We start from the raw sequence: 18,479 nt of genomic DNA, 5'->3' as shown, positions 1-18,479 counted from the left end.
GCTCCATTAGGGTGATGCCCGTCCCCAAGACCGTTTGCACAGGGCAAGGAGCCGCCGGTGGAGTTCGAGGTAGTCATCGAGATCCCGAAGGGTTCGCGCAACAAATACGAGGTGGACCACGAGAGCGGGCGGGTGAAGTTGGACCGCTACCTCTACACCTCGATGGGCTATCCGACCGACTACGGATTCATCGAAGACACGCTCGGCGAGGACGGTGACCCGCTCGACGCCCTGGTGCTGCTGCCCGAGCCGCTGTTTCCCGGTTGCCTCGTCGACGTCCGCCCGGTGGCTATGTTCCAGATGACCGACGAGGCCGGCGGCGACGACAAGGTGCTGTGTGTGCCCGCGGGCGACAAGCGCTGGGATCACATCCAGGATCTGGCCGACGTGCCCGAGCAGGTGCTCGAGGAGATCAAGCACTTCTTCGTGCACTACAAGGACCTCGAACCGAACAAGTACGTCAAGGCCGCCGACTGGGTGGGCCGCGACAAGGCCGAGGCCGAAGTCAAGGCGTCGATCGACCGGTTCAAGACCCAGGCGCACTGAGCGGCGCTGCGCGCGTCGGGAAGTCACGATGTCGGACAAGGTGATTGCTCGCGGCATCACCGTGTCGGGTCCGTGGGGGCCGGTGTACGGCCCCGTCGATCTGGAGATCGACGCGGGCGGGGTGACCGTCCTGGTGTGCCCGAGCGGTTCGGGGCGCACCGCGCTGCTGATGACGTTGGCCGGCCGGATGAAACCGCAGAGCGGCTCGCTTTCGGTGTTCGGCCGCACCGCCGTCGACGACATCTTCCGGTGCGCGGCGCTGGCCGGTTTCGACGAGCTCGACGCTGTCGCCGAATCGGTCACGGTGGCCGACCTGATCACCGAACAGCTGCGCTGGGACGCCGCGTGGTACCGCCTGGTGCGCCGCGCCGGCCAGGCCGACGTCGACGCGGTCTGCGGCCCGGTGTTCGGGGAGCTGCCGTTGCCGCAGCTGGACGAGTTCGTCGAGGAGCTGGGCGAGGGCGACCGGTTGTTGTTGCGGATCGCGCTGGCCAACACCAGACGGCCGCCGCTGCTGGTGGTGGGCGACCTCGACCACGTCACCAGCGATCGTCACCGCGAGACCGTGCTGAACCGGCTGATCTCGTTGGGTGAGACGCAGACGGTGGTGACGACGACCGTCAACGGGGTCAGCCACGACGGTGTTCAAGCGCAGATCGAGGTGGCCAACACCTCGCGCGAAGAGCTGGTAGCCGATCAGAAGGCCCGGCAGAAAGGTCGATGACGATGCTTGCGGGGATGTCTCTGGGTACCGACCTCAAACGCTATTCCCGCGGTGTGCTGCCCCGACTGGCGCTGACCACGATCATCCTGATGCCGCTGCTGTACGGCGCGATGTACCTGTGGGCGTTCTGGAATCCGTTCGGTGAGGTCAACAAGCTGCCGGTGGCGCTGGTCAACGAGGACCGCGGGGCGCAGAGCCAGGGCCAGCAGGTCAACGCCGGGAACCAGGTGGCCCGTTCGCTGCTGGACTCCGGGCAGCTCGACCTGCACGAGATGTCGGCCGCAGAGGCGGCCGACGGGGTGCGCCACGGGCACTACTACTTCGCGATCACGATCCCGGAGGACTTCAGCGCCGCGGTGGCATCGCCGGCGGGTGCTGATCCGCACCCGGCCAAGATCCGGTTCACCTTCGACAACTCCAACAACTATCTGGCGTCGATCATCGGGCAGAACGCCGCGCGTGAGGTGCTCAACGAGGTCAACGCGCGCGTCGGGCAGCAGACGGTCGGTCAGGTGCTCACCGGTGTGACCGAGGCGGGCGCCGGGCTGGTGACGGCCGCCGACGGCGCCGACCGGTTGTCGGCGGGCCTGGCGCAGGCCGACGACGGTGCCCACGAGCTGGCGAGCGGGTCGCGTGCGCTGTCGGACGGGTTGGTGACCGCACGCGACGGCTCGGCCGCGCTGGCCGCCGGTGCCGCGCAGTTGTCCGAAGGCATCGGCACCGCAACGGATCCGCTGCTGTCGGTGCTCGACCGGGTGAGCGGGCTGGGTCTGGACCCGGCGGAGGTCGGCGACCTGGCGGCCGGGCTGTCCCGGCTGGTGAAGTCGACCAGTGACCGGGTAGCCGCGCTCCACGTCGATCAGGCGCAGGCCGCGGCCCTCGTCGACACGGTGGTCGGCGCGCTGCGGGCGAATCCCGACCCGGCGGTGCGGGCGTTGGGTGACACGTTGGCAGGCACCCAGCGGCTACTGCGCGCCAACACCATCGATCCGACCACCGACGAAGGTCTGATCGCGTTGCGGGACAAGGCCGCTGCACTGGAAACCGAGCTTGCCGACCCGAGCAGTGAGCTGCGGACGTTTTTGACCAAGGCGCTCGACGGCGGTCTTCGCGACGACGTGGTGGCTCTGCGCGACGGCGCAAACCAGCTGAGCACCGGGGCGAACCAACTGCGCGCCGGGCTGGTGGCGCTCTCCGACGGGGGTGAGCGGCTGTCGGCGGGCGCGGCGACGCTGGCCGACGGAACCAGCCAATTACGAAGCGGCAGCGTGGAACTCGCGCACGGCCTACGCGAAGGGGCCGAACGCGTTCCGCACTGGACCGATCAGCAGCGCAACCAGGTCGCCGAAACCCTGTCCCAGCCGGTGACTCTCGATGAGGTGACCCACAACGCCGCGCCGACGTTCGGCACCGGGTTCGCGCCGTTCTTCCTGTCGTTGGCCTTGTTCATCGGGGCGCTGATCATCTGGATGTTGTTGACGCCCTTGCAACCTCGCCCGATCGTCAACGGGCTCGGCGCCCTGCGCGTCGCGCTGGCGTCCTACTGGCCGGGTTTGCTGATCGTGGTGTGCCAGGTGTTGGTGATGTACGCGGTGGTGCATTTCGGCGTGGGCTTGAAGGCGGTCTACCCGGCGGCCACCGTCGCGTTCCTGATCCTGGTCGCGGGCGCGTTCCTGGCGCTCATCCAGGCGTTCAACGCGCTGTTCGGCGTTGCGGTCGGCCGGGTGGTCACGCTGGCGTTCCTGATGTTCCAGCTGGTCTCGGCCGGCGGCATCTATCCGGTGGAGACCACGCCGAAGCCGTTCCAGATCATCCACCACGTCGACCCGATGACCTACGCCGTCAACGGGTTACGCCAGCTGACCGTGGGTGGCATCGACTCGCGGCTGTGGGTGGCGATCGCGGTGCTGGCCGCCATCACCGCGGCGTCGCTGGCCGCCACCGCGTGGTCGGCGCGACGCAACCGGCAGTACACGATCGAGCGGCTGTACCCACCCATCGAAGTGTGAGAAGTGTGAGAAGTGTGAGGCCGAGCTACGCCGCCTCGGCCCGGCGGCGCGCGCTTGTGCGGCGCCTTCTGGCGTAGTTCATCGCCGGCTTCTCGACCAGGTAGTAGGTCACGGTCGCGGCGAGAACCGTTACGGCGAGCAGCACCACGATGTTGTAGAGCATTCCCGGTAGCGTGTCGCCGGCCATCCAGCCGAGTTGGCCGAGCAGCAGCAGCAGCGGGAAATGCCACAGGTAGGCCGACAGCGAGATTTCGCCGACATAGCGGATCGGCCGGACATCGAGCGTGCGCGCCAGTTTGGACTTCTCGCCCCGGGCCAGCGGAACCACGACGACCAGGATCATCAGCGCGGCGACCACGCCGACCACGGCGGTGACGAACGACACCGCGAAGGCGAACATCGCCGCGCCCACCACCAGCACGGGCAGGATCGCCGCGGCGCTGAGCGTCCGGACGCGTCGGCTCGCGCGCTCGGACAGCACGCCGTGCTCGATCGCGACGAACACGACCGCGGCGAGCATGCCCATCGCGAAGTTGTCGGCGTTGGTCAGGATGCTCCTGGTGAACACCGCGGCGATGTTCGGGCCCCAGTTGAGCAGGATGAAGTCGGAGGTGCCCGCGTACCGATTGACCAACGGGGTCAGCGCGCGGCCCAGCAACCCGATGCCCAGCAGGATGGCGGGTGCGAGCATTGCGACCAGGAACGGATTGCGTCTGCTGCGGGTGCCCGTCCGAAAAATCACCCAGCCCAGCAGCGGAAGCGTGAGGTAGAACGCGTACTCCAGGGTCAGCGACCACGACGGGCCGATACCGGTCTGGATGAAGGCCGGGATGTAGGTCTGCACCAACGCCAGGTTGGCCAGCAACTCCGCCGGATCGGTGATCATGCCGATTCCGGTGCGGGCGTCGTCGGGCATCATTGCCGCATTGCCGACGTAGGAAAGCTGCAACACGAAATTGACGATCAAGAAAATGACGAGGTAAGCCGGCATAATTCGGGCCAGGCGGTGTATCGCGTAATTACGCACATCCGGCATGGCCGACCGGGCAACGAGGTTTCGCACATATGGCAAAAACAGCAGAAACCCGCTGAGCACGAAGAAATAGACCAACGAGAAGCCGAACAGGTTGGTTTTCCAGGTGTCGGCGGTGTTTTTCGTGTAGTAGCCGGTCACATGGGTGATGGCGATGCTCAGGCACAGCAGACCACGGATGCCGTCGAGGCCGATTATCCGCGCCCGCTTGTGGTTTCGGCCGATGTCGGCGCGTGCGGGACCCCCGGATCCTGCGGCGCCTTTCGTCGTCTCGGTCGTCACCGCGGTCGACGGCCGGTGCCAGAAGTGGCGTCACGCACGAAAGGGTCCCCGCTTTCTTCAAGGTGATCTCAGACAGCTAAGCCGTCGCCATCGTAGGACCAACCCCGCAAATTTCGCGAGCCGGAATTCCGCCGATCAACCCCGCCGAAAAATCCGCACCGCGGCAACAGCCAAGCGGTATTTGCTGCGCAAATTGTCAGTTATATTTCGGGCTGATTAGTTAGAGCTACGAACAGCGTTTTTAGTTGCGCTAGCTAGTTATAGCTAACCCTTATGCGAGTGCGGCTCCGATTCCTCGGATTCCTCGGATTCCTCGGGGGCCTTGGCGCCGTTCTTCTTCACGTCGCGCACCCGCGTCTTGTACAGGCTGGCCACCGTGGTGATGACCAACGTCACCACGATCACGCCCAGGCTGACCAGGGTGGGGATCTCGGGCACCGGGACATGCTCACCGCCGTTGATGAACGGCACCTCGTTTTCGTGCAGCGCGTGCAACACCAACTTCACGCCGATGAAGGCGAGGATGAACGCCAGCCCCTTCGACAGGTAGACCAGCCGTCTGAGCAGATCACCGAGCAGGAAGTACAACTGGCGCAAGCCCATCAGCGCGAACACATTCGCGGTGAACACCAGGTAGGGCTCCTGGGTCAGACCGTAGATGGCCGGGATCGAGTCCAGCGCGAAGATGAGGTCGGTGGTGCCCAGCGCGACGATGACGAGGAACATCGGCGTCATCACGCGCTTGCCGTTCTCCCGCACCCACAACCGCAGGCCATCCCACGTGTCGGTGAACTTCATGTGCTTGCGGGCGAAGCGCACCACCCGGTTCTCGGCGTCGTCGTCATGATCGGTGTCGCGCACCAGTCCCACCGCGGTGTAGAGCAGGAAGGCGCCGAAAATGTAGAAGACCCAAGAGAACTGGTTGATCGCGACGGCACCGAGCGCGATGAAGATGCCACGGAAGATCAACGCCAGGATGATGCCGACGAGCAGGGCCTGCTGCTGGTAGATCCGAGGCACCTTGAAGCTGGCCATGATGATCAAGAAGATGAACAGGTTGTCCACCGACAGGCTGTATTCGGTCAACCACCCGGCGAAGAACTCCAACCCGTACTGGCTTCCGTGGAAGAACCAGGTCCACAGCCCGAACGCGATCGCGAGGCTGATGTAGATCGACAGGTACGTGCCGGTTTCACGTCGGGTCGGCTCGTGCGGGCGGCGGCCGATGATGACGACATCGAACAGCAGAATGGCGATCGTCACGCTCAGCGTGATGATCCACTCGAGCCCGCTTACGTTCACCAAAACCTCCGGTCGTCAATGCGCCGGAGGTCTCTTCCACTGCCACGAACCGTCGTGTCAGCCCGCGGCACCGGTCGTCCGATGACGGCCAACGTGATGACGATACCGCGGCGAAGGAATACTCCCCTCCAGCGGCGAGTCTGCCAGGTCGGTCGGCCCGACGCGAAATCCCGACCGTGGGATACCCCCAGAACCAGCGGCTACACCGCATGCCGATGCGGCTGCGCCGGCGGTTGTCGCAATTGTGATCAGCCACCGTGTGCGGCGCGGCGGCGCGGCCGGGTCGGCTTAGTACTTTGTAGGCGTGACTGGGGATTTTGTTTCCGAGGTGCCCCCTCAGTACGCGTTGTCGTCGTACGCACCTGAACCGCGCACGCTCATCGACATCCTCTACGAGACCGCACAGCGCTATCCGGACGCGCCCGCGCTCGACGACGGCACGGTGCAGTTGACCTATGCGGAGTTGATCGGCGATATCGAGGAAACCGTCGAATGGCTGGCCGCGCGCGGGATCGGGCGGGGTGACCGCATCGGCATCCGGATGCCGTCGGGCAGCTACGCGTTGTACGTGGCGATCCTCGCAATCCTGGCGACCGGCGCGGCCTACGTGCCGGTCGACGCCGACGATCCCGTCGAGCGTGCCGAGCTGGTGTTCACCGAGGCGCAGGTGGTGGCGGTCATCACCGAGCAGGGGCTGATCCGCGGGCCCGGCTCATCACGGGGTTGGCGCGCCGTGCATCCGCTGGCCAGAGACGACGCGTGGATCATCTTCACCTCGGGATCCACCGGCACCCCCAAAGGCGTCGCGGTGACGCATCGCAGCGCGGCGGCTTTCGTCGACGCCGAAGCGCGAATGTTCGTACCGGACAACCCGATCGGCCCAGGCGACCGGGTGCTGGCCGGGCTGTCGGTGGCGTTCGACGCGTCCTGCGAGGAGATGTGGCTGGCCTGGCGGCACGGCGCCTGCCTGGTTCCCGCGCCCCGCTCGCTGGTACGCAGCGGCATGGACCTGGGACCGTGGCTGGTGGCGCGCGACATCACCGTGGTCTCGACGGTGCCGACGCTGGCAGCGCTGTGGCCAGCCGAAGCGCTCGAATCGGTGCGGCTGCTGATCTTCGGCGGTGAGACCTGCCCGCCGGAGCTGGCCGAGCGGCTCGCCGCGGGTCCCGACTCGGCTGGCCGCGAGGTGTGGAACACCTACGGCCCGACCGAAGCCACCGTCGTCGCGTGTGCGGCCAAACTGGACGGGCGCAGCCCGGTGAGCATCGGGCTGCCGCTGGCCGGGTGGGACCTGGCCGTGATCGACGGGGACGGCGCGCAGGTGTCCTACGGCGAGGTGGGCGAACTGGTGATCGGCGGGGTCGGCCTGGCGCGCTATCTGGATGCGGAGAAGGACGCCGAAAAATACGCGCCCGTCACCAGGCTGGCGTGGCAGCGCGCCTACCGCAGCGGGGACCTGGTGCGGCTGGAAACCGACGGGCTGTACTTCGTGGGACGCGCCGACGACCAGGTCAAGCTCGGCGGACGCCGCATCGAACTCGGCGAAGTCGACTCCGCGCTGGTCAACCTGCCCGGGGTCAGCGGCGGCGCGGCCGCGGTGCGGCAGACGACCAACGGCACATCGGTTCTGGTCGGCTACGTCGTCAGCGCCGACCCGTCGTTCGACCTCGCCGACGCCCGCGCCACGCTGGCCCAGCGCCTGCCCGCCGCGCTGGTACCGCGTCTGGTGCAGGTCGACGAACTGCCGACCCGCACCTCGGGCAAGGTCGACCGCGACGCGCTGCCGTGGCCGGTGCCCGGCGACACCGGCGAGAGCGCCACAGATCTGTCCGGAACAGCGGGCTGGGTCGCCGGGTTGTGGCAAGAGGTGCTGGCGGCGCCGGTCACCGGTGCCGAGGCCGACTTCTTCGCGCTCGGCGGCGGCTCGTTGGCCGCGGCGCAGCTGGTGTCGGCGCTGCGCCAACGCTATCCGCAGGTCACGGTCGGCGATCTGTACGACCATCCCCGGCTCGGCTCGCTCGCGGGGTTCCTCGACGAGCTCGGGGCGCCGCCGCCGGTTGCGCCGCGCACGGTCGACCCGGTGTCGCGGCTGACCCAGGCGGCCCAGATCGCGCTTTCGCTGCCGCTGGCGACGCTGACCGGGCTGCAGTGGGTGGTGTGGCTGGCCATCGCCAACAACATCGCGGCCACCACGGTGACGTGGGCCCGCCCGCTCAGCTGGTGGTGGGTGGCAGCGGGTTTCGTGCTGTTCGTCACCCCGCTGGGCCGGATGGGCATCGCGGCCCTGTGCGCCCGGATGCTGCTCGGCGGGCTGCAGCCGGGCACCTACCGCCGCGGCGGCCCGGTGCATCTGCGGGTGTGGTTGGCCGAACGGCTGGCGCAGGCCAGCGGTGCCGAAAACCTCTCGGGCGCACCGTGGTTGGTGTACTACGCACGCGCCCTGGGCAACAGGGTGGGCAAGGGCGTCGATCTGCACTCCACCCCGCCGGTGACCGGAATGCTCAAGCTCGGGCACCGAAGCTCGGTCGAACCCGAGGTGGATCTGTGCGGGTACTGGATCGACGGCGACGACTTCCACGTCGGCCCGATCACGGTCGGCAACGACGCCAGCATCGGGGCGCGCACCACGCTGCTGCCCGGGGCGGTCGTCGGCAAGAACGCCGATGTGGCACCGGGTTCCGGGGTGGTCGGCAAGGTCAAGAACGGCCAGTACTGGAAGGGCTCGCCGGCGGCCAAGTCGGGCAAGGCCCGCCATCCGTGGCCCGACCACAGGCCGCCGCGGGCACCGGGGTGGGTCGCCGTCTACGGGGTGACGTCGGTTCTGTTGGCCGGTCTGCCGCTGCTCGCGCTGGGCGTCGGCCTGGCCGTGATCGGTTGGGCCGTGCGCGATACCGCGTCGGTGACCGCGGCAATCGGGCCGGCGCTGCTCTGGGCGCCGGTGGCCACACTGGCCGCGGTCCTCACCTACGCGCTGCTGACGGTGATCGGTGTGCGGATGTTGTCGCTGGGACTGCGCGACGGCTACCACCCGGTGCGCAGCCGCGTCGGATGGCAGATCTGGGCCACCGAGCGGCTCATGGACGCCGCGCGCACCTATTTGTTCCCGATGTACGCAAGCCTGGTGACGCCGTGGTGGCTGCGGGTCCTCGGGGCGAAAGTCGGTCGCGGAACGGAGATCTCGACGGTGCTGCTGACGCCGAAGTTCACGGTGGTCGAGGACGGTGCGTTTTTGGCCGACGACACCATGGTGGCGTCCTACGAGTTGGGGGGCGGCTGGCTGCACGTCGCGCAGGCGACAATCGGTAAGCGCGCGTTCCTCGGCAATTCCGGCATCACGCAGCCGGGCCGTAAGGTGCCCGACGACGGCCTGGTCGCGGTGTTGTCGGCGGCGCCGCACAAGGCCAAGGCGGGCTCGTCATGGCTGGGCAGCCCTCCGGTTCGGTTGCGCCGCAAACCGGCCGCGACCGACACGGTGCGCACCTTCGACCCGCCGCTGCGGCTGAAGGCGCTGCGCGCGCTGGTGGAAGCCTGCCGGGTGGTTCCGGTGATGGTGACGTTCGCGATCGGGGTCGCGGTGCTGTTCGGGCTGCAGTGGCTGGCGGTCGAATTCGGTTGGCTGTGGGCGGCGGTGGGCAGCGGCGTGCTGCTGCTGGCAGCGGGTGCGGTGGCCGGCGCCGTCGCGGTTCTCGCGAAATGGGTTGTGGTCGGACGGATCGGCCCGGGCGAGCACCCGCTGTGGTCGTCGTTCGTGTGGCGAAACGAGGTGTCGGACACCTTCGTGGAGACGGTCGCCGCACCGTGGTTCGCCCGCGCGGCCAGCGGCACACCCGTGATGAACTGGTGGCTGCGCGCGCTGGGCGCATCGATCGGACGCGGGGTGTGGTGCGAAACGTACTGGCTGCCGGAGGCGGACCTGGTGACGATCGAGGGCGGGGCGACCGTCAACCGCGGATGCGTGGTGCAGACCCATCTGTTCCACGATCGGATCATGGCGATGGACGCCGTTGCCCTCGAGGAAGGTTCGACGCTAGGACCGCACTGCGTGGCGCTGCCGGCGTCGCGCATCGGCCGCAATACCACCGTCGGACCGGCTTCGCTCGTCATGCGCGGCGACGAGGTGCCCGCCTCGACCCGGTGGTTGGGCAACCCGATCGCGCCGTGGAAATCGGTGGGCAAGAAGCGGGAAAGCAAATCGGCGGGTAAGGCCAAGAAGCCAGAAGACACCGCAGCGTGACCGACGCCGAGAGCACCGACCGCGTCGTCGACCCGTACCTGCCCGACAGCGGCAATTCCGGCTACCGGGTTTCGCGCTACGAACTCGACCTGGAGTACAAGGTGGCGACAAACCGGTTGTCGGGCACCGCCACCATCACCGCGGAGGCGACGGCGCGGTTGGGCACGGTGACGCTCGACCTCTCCGATGCGCTGTCGGTGACGAAGGTGACCGTCAACGGTGCGCGCCCGACCAGGTTCCGGACCTCCGCGGGCAAGCTGCACATCACCCTGGCGGACGCCGTGCCGGCCGAGGCCGCGATGACGATCGTCGTGCGCTACAACGGCAACCCCCGCCCAGTCCGGTCCTATTGGGGCGATGTGGGATTCGAGGAACTCACCGACGGCGCGCTGGTGGCGGGCCAGCCCAACGGCGCCCCCTCGTGGTTTCCGTGCGACGACCGGCCCGGCGCCAAAGCCAGCGTCGGCGTCAGCATCCGCACGGAAAGCCCCTACTACGCGGTCGCCAACGGCGAACTGGTCTCCCGGCGGGCACACGCCGGAATGACCACGTGGACCTACGAACAGCCGGAGCCGACGTCAGCGTATCTGGTGACGTTGCAGATCGGGAGGTACCAGCGGCGTCCGGTATCCGACGACGGCGTGCCGATCGCCGCGGTGCTGCCCGACCGGCTACGCAAGAACTTCGCGTCCGACTTCGTCCGCCAGCCGCAGATGATGCAGTTGTTCGTCGAGTTGTTCGGACCGTATCCGCTCGCCGCCGGGTACACGGTGGTGGTCACCGACGATGACCTCGAGATACCCCTTGAGGCACAGGGTGTCTCGATCTTCGGCGCCAACCACTGTGCGGGTCGCGGCCGGCGCGCCGAGCGGTTGATCGCTCACGAGCTGGCACATCAGTGGTTCGGCAACTCGGTCACCGCCAAGCAATGGCAACACATCTGGCTGCACGAGGGCTTCGCCTGCTACGCCGAGTGGTTGTGGTCCGAACGTTCCGGAGACCGCAGGGCTGACGCGTGGGCGCGGCACTACCACCAGCGGCTGGCCGATGCGCCGCAAGATCTGGTGTTGGCCGACCCGGGGGTTCGGGACCTGTTCGACGACCGCGTGTACAAGCGCGGCGCGCTCACCCTGCACGCGCTGCGCGGGCGCCTCGGTGATGAGGGTTTCTTTGCGCTGCTTCGGGACTGGACCCAACGCTATCGGCACAGCACGGTGGTCACCGACGACTTCACCGCGCTGGCAACGCAATACGCGGAAGAGTCGCTGGGCTCCCTGTTTGACGCGTGGTTGTACTCCGCGGCGTTGCCCGCGCTGGATGCGCCGCCGTGACCGACGCCGCCACGCCCACCGGCCCGGTCACCAAAGGCAGCGTGGCGCGGGTGGGTGCGGCGACCGCGGCTTCGGCGCTGTGCGGATACGCGGTGCTGTATCTGGCCGCGCGCGACCTGGAGCCGTCGGGGTTCGCGGTGTTCAGTGTGTTCTGGGGCGCGTTCGGTCTGGTCACCGGCGCGGCGTTCGGGCTGCTGCAGGAGGCCACCAGGGAGGTGCGCTCGGCCGGCTACGTCGAGGTCATCGAGGGCCCGCGCACCCACCCGGTCAGGGTGGCGGCCATGGTCGGGGTGGCCGCGGCCGCGTTGATCATCGTCAGCTCGCCGCTGTGGGCGGCGCAGGTGTTCGTCGAGGCGTGGTGGCTCAGCGTGGTGTTGTTGGCGGTCGGCCTGGCCGGGTTCTGCCTGCACGCCGCGCTGCTGGGCATGCTGGCCGGGTTGAACCGGTGGACCCCCTACGGGTCGCTGATGGTCACCGATGCGGGGCTTCGGGTGGTCGTGGCCGCGGTGACGTTCGTGGTCGGCTGGGGGCTGGTCGGCTACCTGTGGGCGACCGTGGCCGGTGCGGTGGCATGGCTGATCATGCTGGTCGTCTCGCCGACGACCCGGGCGGCGGCCGGGCTGCGCACCCCGGGCGGGACGGCGACGTTTCTGCGCGGCGCCGCCCATTCGATCGCCGCGGCAGGGGCCAGCGCCGTCCTGGTGATGGGTTTTCCGGTGCTGCTGAAGGCGACGACGGGCGAGCTGGGCGCGGCCGGCGGGGTGGTGATCCTGGCGGTCACGCTGACCCGCGCCCCGCTTCTGGTCCCGTTGACCGCGATGCAGGGCAACCTGATCGCCCACTTCGTCGACCAGCGCACCGAACGGCTGCGGGCGCTGGTGGCGCCGGCGGCCGTGGTGACCGGGGTGGGGCTGGTCGGGGTGCTGGCGGCCGGGGTGTTCGGGCCGTGGCTGCTGCGCGTGGGGTTCGGGCCCGAGTACCTGGCCGACGGTGCGCTGCTGGCCTGGCTGACCGCCGCGGCGGTGGCCATCGCGCTGCTGACGCTGACCGGCGCGGCGGCCGTCGCGGCGGCCCTGCACCGGGCGTACTCGGTGGGCTGGGTGTCGGCGACGGTCGCCTCGGCGCTTCTGCTGCTGCTTCCGCTGGACTTGGAGACCCGCACGGTGATCGCGCTGCTGTGCGGCCCGCTGCTGGGCATCGCCATGCACCTGGCCGCGCTGGCCAAGAGCACCCGGTGACGAACCGCACCTATGCTGCCGAGGTGCGAATTCGATCGATCGCGAGGGAGAGCAGATGACCTGGCTGGTGACCGGCGGGGCCGGCTACATCGGCTCGCACGTGGTGCGTGCGCTGCGCGACGCCGACTTGCCGGTGGCGGTGATCGACGACCTGTCGACGGGTCTGGAGGGGTTCGTCCCGGCCGGTGTGCCGTTGGTGCGCGGCACCCTGCTCGACACCGAACTCATCACCCAGACGCTGCGTGAGCACCGGGTCTCCGGCGTCATCCACATCGCGGGGTTCAAGTACGCCGGCGTTTCGGTGCGCGAACCGCTGCACACCTACGAGCAGAACGTCACGGCGATGGTCAACCTGCTCAAGGCGATGACGACCGTCGGCACCGACAAGCTGGTGTTCTCATCCAGCGCCGCCACCTACGGCACCCCGGACGTCGACACCGTCACCGAGCAGACCCCAACAACACCCGAATCGCCGTACGGGGTAAGCAAATTGGTGGGCGAATGGATCATCCGCGACGTCGCACGCGCCACCGGGTTACGGCACACCAGCCTGCGCTACTTCAACGTGGTGGGATCGGGTTCACCGGAGTTGTTCGACGTCAGCCCGCACAATCTGTTTCCCGTCGTCTTCGACATGCTCTACCGCGGCGAGACACCGCGGATCAACGGCGACGACTACCCCACCCCCGACGGCACCTGCGTGCGTGACTACGTGCACGTGTCGGATCTGGCGGCCGCGCACGTCGCCGCGGCCAGACGCTTGGCGGCCGGCGCGCCGGTCGAGGTGGTGTACAACCTGGGCAGCGGCAGCGGCACGTCGGTGCGCGAGATCATGACCGCCATCCGCGAGGTCACCGGTGTCGATTTCGAACCGGCCGTCGGGCCGCGCCGGCCCGGCGACCCCGCCCGCATCGTCGCATCCCAAGACCTGGCCGCGCGCGATCTCGACTGGCAGATGCGCCATTCGCTCGAGGAGATGGTGCGCTCGGCGTGGGTCGCCCGTCAGCAGGCAGGAGAGGCCTATCCCGGCTAGGGCCCTACTTCGCAACCGGGTGGCCTGCGCTGCGGTGATATTGATCCTGGTGCAGCTGGCCGTCCGGGCGACGCTGGCGTTCGGCGGCTACTTCTACTGGGACGATCTGATCCTGATCGGCCGAGCGGGCACGCACAACCTGCTCTCGCCGCAGTATCTGTTCGACGACCACGACGGCCACGTCATGCCGGCGGCGTTCCTGCTCGCCGGCGGCATCACCCGGCTGGCCCCGTTGAACTGGATCGGACCGGCGATCAGCCTGGTGGTGCTGCAGCTGCTGGCGTCGCTGGCGTTGCTGCGCGCCTTGCACGTCATCCTCGGCTGGCGTCCGGTTCTGTTGGCGCCGTTGATGTTTGCGCTGTTCACTCCGCTGGCGGTACCGGGGTTCGCGTGGTGGGCGGCGGCGTTGAACTCGCTGCCGATGCTGGCGGCGCTGGCTTGGGTGTGCGGGGACGCGGTTCTGTTGGTACGCACCGGCAATCGGCGCTATGCGGCGACGGGCACGCTGGTGTACGTCGGTGGCCTGCTGTTCTTCGAGAAGGCGGCGGTCATCCCGTTCGTCGCGTTCATGATCGCCGCGCTGCTGGCGCACGTCACCGCCAGCGGATCGGTTGCGGCGGTGTGGCGCCGTGGGATTCGGCTGTGGGTGCCGTGCCTGGCGGTAACGGCCGCGTGGATCGTCGTGTACCTCGTCGTGGTAGATCAGAAGCGCTGGAGCGGCGATGTGGCGATGACGTGGGATCTGCTGCACCGCTCGGTGACGCACGGCATCGTTCCGGGTCTGGTCGGGGGGCCGTGGGAGTGGCAGCGCTGGGCGCCGGCGTCGCCGTGGGGGACGCCGCCGGTGGCGGTGATGGTGTTGGGGTGGGCGGCGTTGGCCGCGGTGGTGGCGGTCAGCTTCATCCGCAAGCAGCGCATCGCTCCGGTGTGGTTGGCCGCAGTCGGCTACGCGGCGGCGTGTCAAATTCCGATTTACCTGATGCGGTCCTCGCGGTTCACGGCGTTGGAGTTGGCGCAGACGCTGCGGTATTTGCCCGACCTGGTGGTGGTGTTGACGTTGCTGGCCGCCGTCGGCCTGTGCGCGCCGAACCGGCCGGGATCGGGCTGGCTGGACGCGTCGCGGCGTCGCGCGGTGGTGGTGTGCGCGCTGGCCGCGGCGTTCGTGGCCAGCAGCCTGTATTCGACCGCGACGTTCCTGACGAGCTGGCGCGACAACCCGACGAAGCCGTATCTGCAGAACGCGGTGGCCGGGTTGGCCGAGGCCGCACGGACGTCCAGCGCGCCGATGCTGGACCAGGAAGTCGACCCGATGGTGTTGCAGCGCGTCGTCGGGCCGGAGAACCGGGCCAGCCGCATGTTCGCGCTGGTGCGGGATCGACCCGAGTTCGCCGCGGCGACAACGGATCTGCGCATGCTCGACAGCTCTGGCCGGCTGGTGGACGCGAAGGTCACCTGGGTGCGCACCCTCATCGAGGGCCCGGCGCCTGGCTGCGGATATCTGGTGCAGCCGGAAGTGCCGGTGCGGATGGCGCTGGACGGTCCGCTGCTGCCGGCGGACTGGACGGCCGAGATCAACTACCTGGCCAACAGCGACGGGTCGATGACGATGGCGCTGTCGGAGGGCCACGAGGTCAAGGTGCCGGTGCGACCGGGTTTGAACAGGGTTTTCGTCCGACTGCCTGGTGCGGGCGACGCGATCGACGTGCGGGCGAACACGGCCGCGTTGTCGGTGTGTATCGCCTCGGGGCCCGTCGGATTCGTGGCGCCGAGGTAGCTGGTCGGCTGGGATACTGGACCGGTGAGTGTGATCGACGCGTTTCTGTCGACGTGGTCGAACACGCGGTCGACCTATGGTGCGGGCACGCCGCAGACCGGTGCGCAGTACGACAAGAGCAGCGCGCTGCGCGGATTGCAGACCACCCTCGAGTTGGCCGCGCCGGGTTCGCGGTGGACCGGGGGCGCGGCCACCCGCTACGACGGGCGTAAGTCGCCGCCGAAGATCGTCCGGATTCTGCTCACCGTCGTTGCCTTCCTGGGCCTGGTCGTCGGTTGCACGTCGAACAGTGAGCCAGATCTTCCGCCGAGCACAGATACCTCCGCCATTGCCGAACGGGTCACCGGCCCGGACGGTCAAGCCTTTCTGCGTGAAATCACCTCTGCGGCATGGGAGGACGACGGCCGTCACGCCGGTGAGCCCTTCGCATGGATCCCCCGGGACGCGACGTCCGACGATCGGGACGCGGCGACCCGCGCCGGCCACACGGCACAAGCAATCGCGTCGTTCTTGGCCGATAACGGCGACACGCTCACGAACACACCAGCTAATCCCGCTCTCTGGCAGGCATTTTCGAAAAGTTTGGTGCCCTACCTCGGCGCGATGGTGGGTGACGACCGTGACGTTCCGGGGTTCGCCCCGTTGGACGGCCTGAATTCGGGGATGCCGCGCAGCGCAGCCCTGTTCGGCACCGTCATCGAAAAGTCCGACCACGACCCGACCTTCACCGACGCCGCTTCGAAGCGTGCGCACGGATACGACACCTCGTTCGCGAAAGCAGCGATGGCCAACCCGTTGCTAGCAGACCGCGGCGAAGCACTGGAAACCCTCTTGCGGGCTGCCCGGTTGCGGGCCCGCGTCGCCGCAGGCGCGCACCTGGCCGATCCGGAGTCACCGAGGAGAAATCTCCCGTTCTCCGCACAAACCGACGTTATGTATCAGGTTGCCTCGCTGACCGCCCAACCCGATGACCCACACATCGAACCGAAGTTCTTCCGCGACGGGCGTCTTCTCTCTCCGAGCGAATTCGACGATGACAATTGGAGCATCTACGACGCCCAACTGACCGTGTACTTGACACCGTGGCCGCGGATCCGCGAGGCGATCGACCAGTTCGGTGGCACCTACGCGAGCATCGCTATTGGCCAGTGAGGCCCGCCGGAACTGTGCACAGGACGCGCGCCAGTTCGATTGGTACGCAGTACGAATAGCAATCGGCCCCTTTCCGCCTCGGAAAGGGGCCGATCGTCAGGGGTTATTCGTTGCTGCCCGAACCGCCGCTGTCGCCGGAGCTTCCGCTCGAGCCATCGGAGCTTCCGCTCGAGCCATCGGAGCCGCTGCCCGAGTCCGAGCCGCCGTCGGTGCTGCCGGCGTCGGTGTCGGTGTCGGTGTCGCCCGAGTCGGACTGGCTGTCGCCAGCCTCATCGACCGGGTCATCGGACGCTTCCGAGTCGTTTTCCTGGGCGGCATCGCCGTCCAGATCGCCGACGTCCGCGTCGTCAGCGGGGTCCGTGAACTCCTCCTCGACCGCGTCCTCGGTGGCCGCGTCCTCTTCGGAGGTGCCTTGCTCCGCGGTGTCCTCGTCGGCGAGGTCGTCGACTGCGGCCCCGTCGATTCCGGCCGGGTCCGCGCCCTCTTCAGCCTCGCCGCTGACGGGTTCCGCCGCGACTTGCGTCGAGGCGTTGATCGTCACCGGCTCGTCCGCCGCGGTGGACAGCGCCAGCGCTGCGGCGGCGGACGCGGGAAGAGTGGCGACTTCGGCCAGGTCCGCGGTGGCCGCGGGCGGCTTGATCGCGTTGGCGATCATGTCGCGGATCTGAAGAAGGGTACTGATCGTGCCCAAACCGGGACTGATCAGCCCGCCATCCACTCCCCATCCGTTCAGGAAGCCGTCGAGCACGATCGCCGGGGCGGCGATGATCGCGCCAATCGCACCGATCGGGTCACCGCTCACCGCTGCATCAAAGACGTACTGAATAGCCTCCGCCGAGGCGTAGATGGAACTGGACAACGGCCCCAGGACACCGAGTGCACCGAACGCGACAATGGTTTGAAACTGCTGTGTCACCGCCAGCAGGTTGGCCACCGGCTGTTCGATCACCTGCTGCAGAACCGGAAGAAGCGGAAGCGCCGCGAACAACAACGGCTGGAAGAGGGCGGTCACCACGTTGGGCGCCGCCGCGACGAAGTTGCCGTCTGCGATAGCGGCGATGGCATCCTGCAGCGCGGGCGCCCCGATCGTCTGCAGGTTCTCCACCAGGTCGGCACCGAACGTCTCCAACCCGGCGAGCAAGGCGCCGGCAGTGGTGAGTTGGTTGGTGATGATCTGCTGCAGGATGGGCGCCGGGTTGGCCAGAATGGACTGACCCAGCCCGGCGACGTTGGTGACTGTGTTTTCGATCAGTTCCAGGTAGGCCGAGACGGGGTTGACCGAAGCGGCCAACTGCACCGACCTTGCCACCGCAGCGGGCGCCGCGGCGGCGTCTGACGGGACCACGGGCGATATCGGCGACATCGCGACGACGGTGGCTCCCACCAATGCGACCCCCGAAGTCATATAGGGCCGGATCGAAATTTCCATTGCATCCCCTTTACCGAAGTGTGATAGCGACCTCCGGAAGTTACCGCCAGGTAAGGTTCGGCCGCGGCGTTTCGGGGGAAACACGTCCTCGCAGGTAGTCGCGCTGTCAGCCGCTTCGACAGGAATAGCGTATTTATACATTAGCCGAGGTAATAAACGGAATTAGTATCGAGCAAACGTTCGCATAGTAAATGTTTCGATGGGCGAAGGTCGCGTCCAGCTTAGGGTGACTTATTGCGATGTTATTAGCTGACCTCACCGTGTTTCGGGCGTTGAAGTGCACCGGCCCGTGCAGCTTTGAATCCAAAATTTGCTACGCCGTCAGTGTTTGCCAATGAGATAGGTCGCGTCGTGACGGACGAAACGTCACGAGGAGTAACGGTCATTGCAAT

Annotated in this window: 11 protein-coding genes and 1 pseudogene; 9 read left to right on the top strand and 3 right to left on the bottom strand. The window is 67.8% G+C overall.

The window, feature by feature from the left end; translation table 11 throughout:
* Window positions 1-48: 48 nt before the first annotated feature.
* The 3 genes and pseudogenes from ABQE93_RS06965 to ABQE93_RS06955 form a co-directional block, all read left to right on the top strand.
* Window positions 49-546: pseudogene (locus ABQE93_RS06965) on the top strand (inorganic diphosphatase); the annotation flags it as partial.
* 28 nt (window positions 547-574) lie between these two features.
* Entirely contained in the window at window positions 575-1,270 is a 696-nt protein-coding gene (locus ABQE93_RS06960) for an ATP-binding cassette domain-containing protein (RefSeq protein ID WP_448411304.1), read from the top strand.
* Between the two features lie 14 nt (window positions 1,271-1,284).
* Entirely contained in the window at window positions 1,285-3,279 is a 1,995-nt protein-coding gene (locus tag ABQE93_RS06955; protein WP_448411302.1) for a YhgE/Pip family protein, read from the top strand.
* A gap of 25 nt (window positions 3,280-3,304) precedes the next feature.
* On the opposite strand, the gene ABQE93_RS06950 is transcribed toward ABQE93_RS06955, so the two are convergent.
* Together ABQE93_RS06950 and ABQE93_RS06945 are read right to left on the bottom strand one after the other, a co-directional pair.
* Window positions 3,305-4,594: an acyltransferase family protein gene (locus ABQE93_RS06950; RefSeq protein WP_448411300.1), complete on the bottom strand. Its 1,290-nt coding sequence runs from the start codon at window positions 4,592-4,594 to the stop codon at window positions 3,305-3,307.
* A 264-nt stretch (window positions 4,595-4,858) separates the two neighbouring features.
* Window positions 4,859-5,896: a TerC family protein gene (locus tag ABQE93_RS06945; RefSeq protein WP_448411298.1), complete on the bottom strand. Its 1,038-nt coding sequence runs from the start codon at window positions 5,894-5,896 to the stop codon at window positions 4,859-4,861.
* Between the two features lie 304 nt (window positions 5,897-6,200).
* On the opposite strand from ABQE93_RS06945, the gene ABQE93_RS06940 reads away from it, so the two are divergent.
* Genes ABQE93_RS06940 through ABQE93_RS06915 form a run of 6 tightly spaced genes read left to right on the top strand, consistent with a single transcriptional unit; the run spans window position 6,201 to window position 16,658 of the window.
* Window positions 6,201-10,130, top strand: coding sequence for a Pls/PosA family non-ribosomal peptide synthetase (locus tag ABQE93_RS06940; protein ID WP_448411296.1), 3,930 nt, complete (start codon window positions 6,201-6,203; stop codon window positions 10,128-10,130).
* Window positions 10,127-11,461, top strand: coding sequence for a M1 family metallopeptidase (locus ABQE93_RS06935; protein ID WP_448411294.1), 1,335 nt, complete (start codon window positions 10,127-10,129; stop codon window positions 11,459-11,461). The genes ABQE93_RS06940 and ABQE93_RS06935 overlap by 4 nt, the downstream gene beginning before the upstream one ends.
* Window positions 11,416-12,699, top strand: a complete 1,284-nt coding sequence (locus tag ABQE93_RS06930; protein ID WP_448411292.1) for a hypothetical protein — start codon at window positions 11,416-11,418, stop codon at window positions 12,697-12,699. Before ABQE93_RS06935 ends, ABQE93_RS06930 begins: the two co-directional genes overlap by 46 nt.
* A gap of 55 nt (window positions 12,700-12,754) precedes the next feature.
* On the top strand, window positions 12,755-13,732 hold the full coding sequence (gene galE / locus ABQE93_RS06925) for a UDP-glucose 4-epimerase GalE (protein WP_448411290.1): 978 nt from the start codon (window positions 12,755-12,757) through the stop codon (window positions 13,730-13,732).
* Window positions 13,722-15,506: a hypothetical protein gene (locus ABQE93_RS06920; RefSeq protein ID WP_448411420.1), complete on the top strand. Its 1,785-nt coding sequence runs from the start codon at window positions 13,722-13,724 to the stop codon at window positions 15,504-15,506. The genes galE and ABQE93_RS06920 overlap by 11 nt, the downstream gene beginning before the upstream one ends.
* Before the next feature lie 24 nt (window positions 15,507-15,530).
* A complete protein-coding gene (locus ABQE93_RS06915) occupies window positions 15,531-16,658 on the top strand; it encodes an EspA/EspE family type VII secretion system effector (protein ID WP_448411289.1) in 1,128 nt (375 codons plus the stop codon).
* Window positions 16,659-16,761: 103 nt separating this feature from the next.
* Here the strand turns inward: ABQE93_RS06915 and ABQE93_RS06910 are convergent, their stop codons facing one another.
* A complete protein-coding gene (locus tag ABQE93_RS06910; RefSeq protein WP_448411287.1) occupies window positions 16,762-18,087 on the bottom strand; it encodes a hypothetical protein in 1,326 nt (441 codons plus the stop codon).
* Window positions 18,088-18,479 lie beyond the last annotated feature (392 nt).

The organism is Mycolicibacterium sp. XJ662, from assembly GCF_053484035.1.
Note: the sequence above shows the minus strand (reverse complement) of the source record. Positions and strands in the feature narration are given on the sequence as shown.

Coding starts and splice junctions, on each gene's coding strand:
- ABQE93_RS06955 (WP_448411302.1), top strand. CDS start 1,285: ATGTCTCTGGGTACCGACCTCAAACGCTATTCCCGCGGTGTGCTGCCC.
- ABQE93_RS06960 (WP_448411304.1), top strand. CDS start 575: ATGTCGGACAAGGTGATTGCTCGCGGCATCACCGTGTCGGGTCCGTGG.
- galE (WP_448411290.1), top strand. CDS start 12,755: ATGACCTGGCTGGTGACCGGCGGGGCCGGCTACATCGGCTCGCACGTG.
- ABQE93_RS06910 (WP_448411287.1), bottom strand. CDS start 18,087: ATGGAAATTTCGATCCGGCCCTATATGACTTCGGGGGTCGCATTGGTG.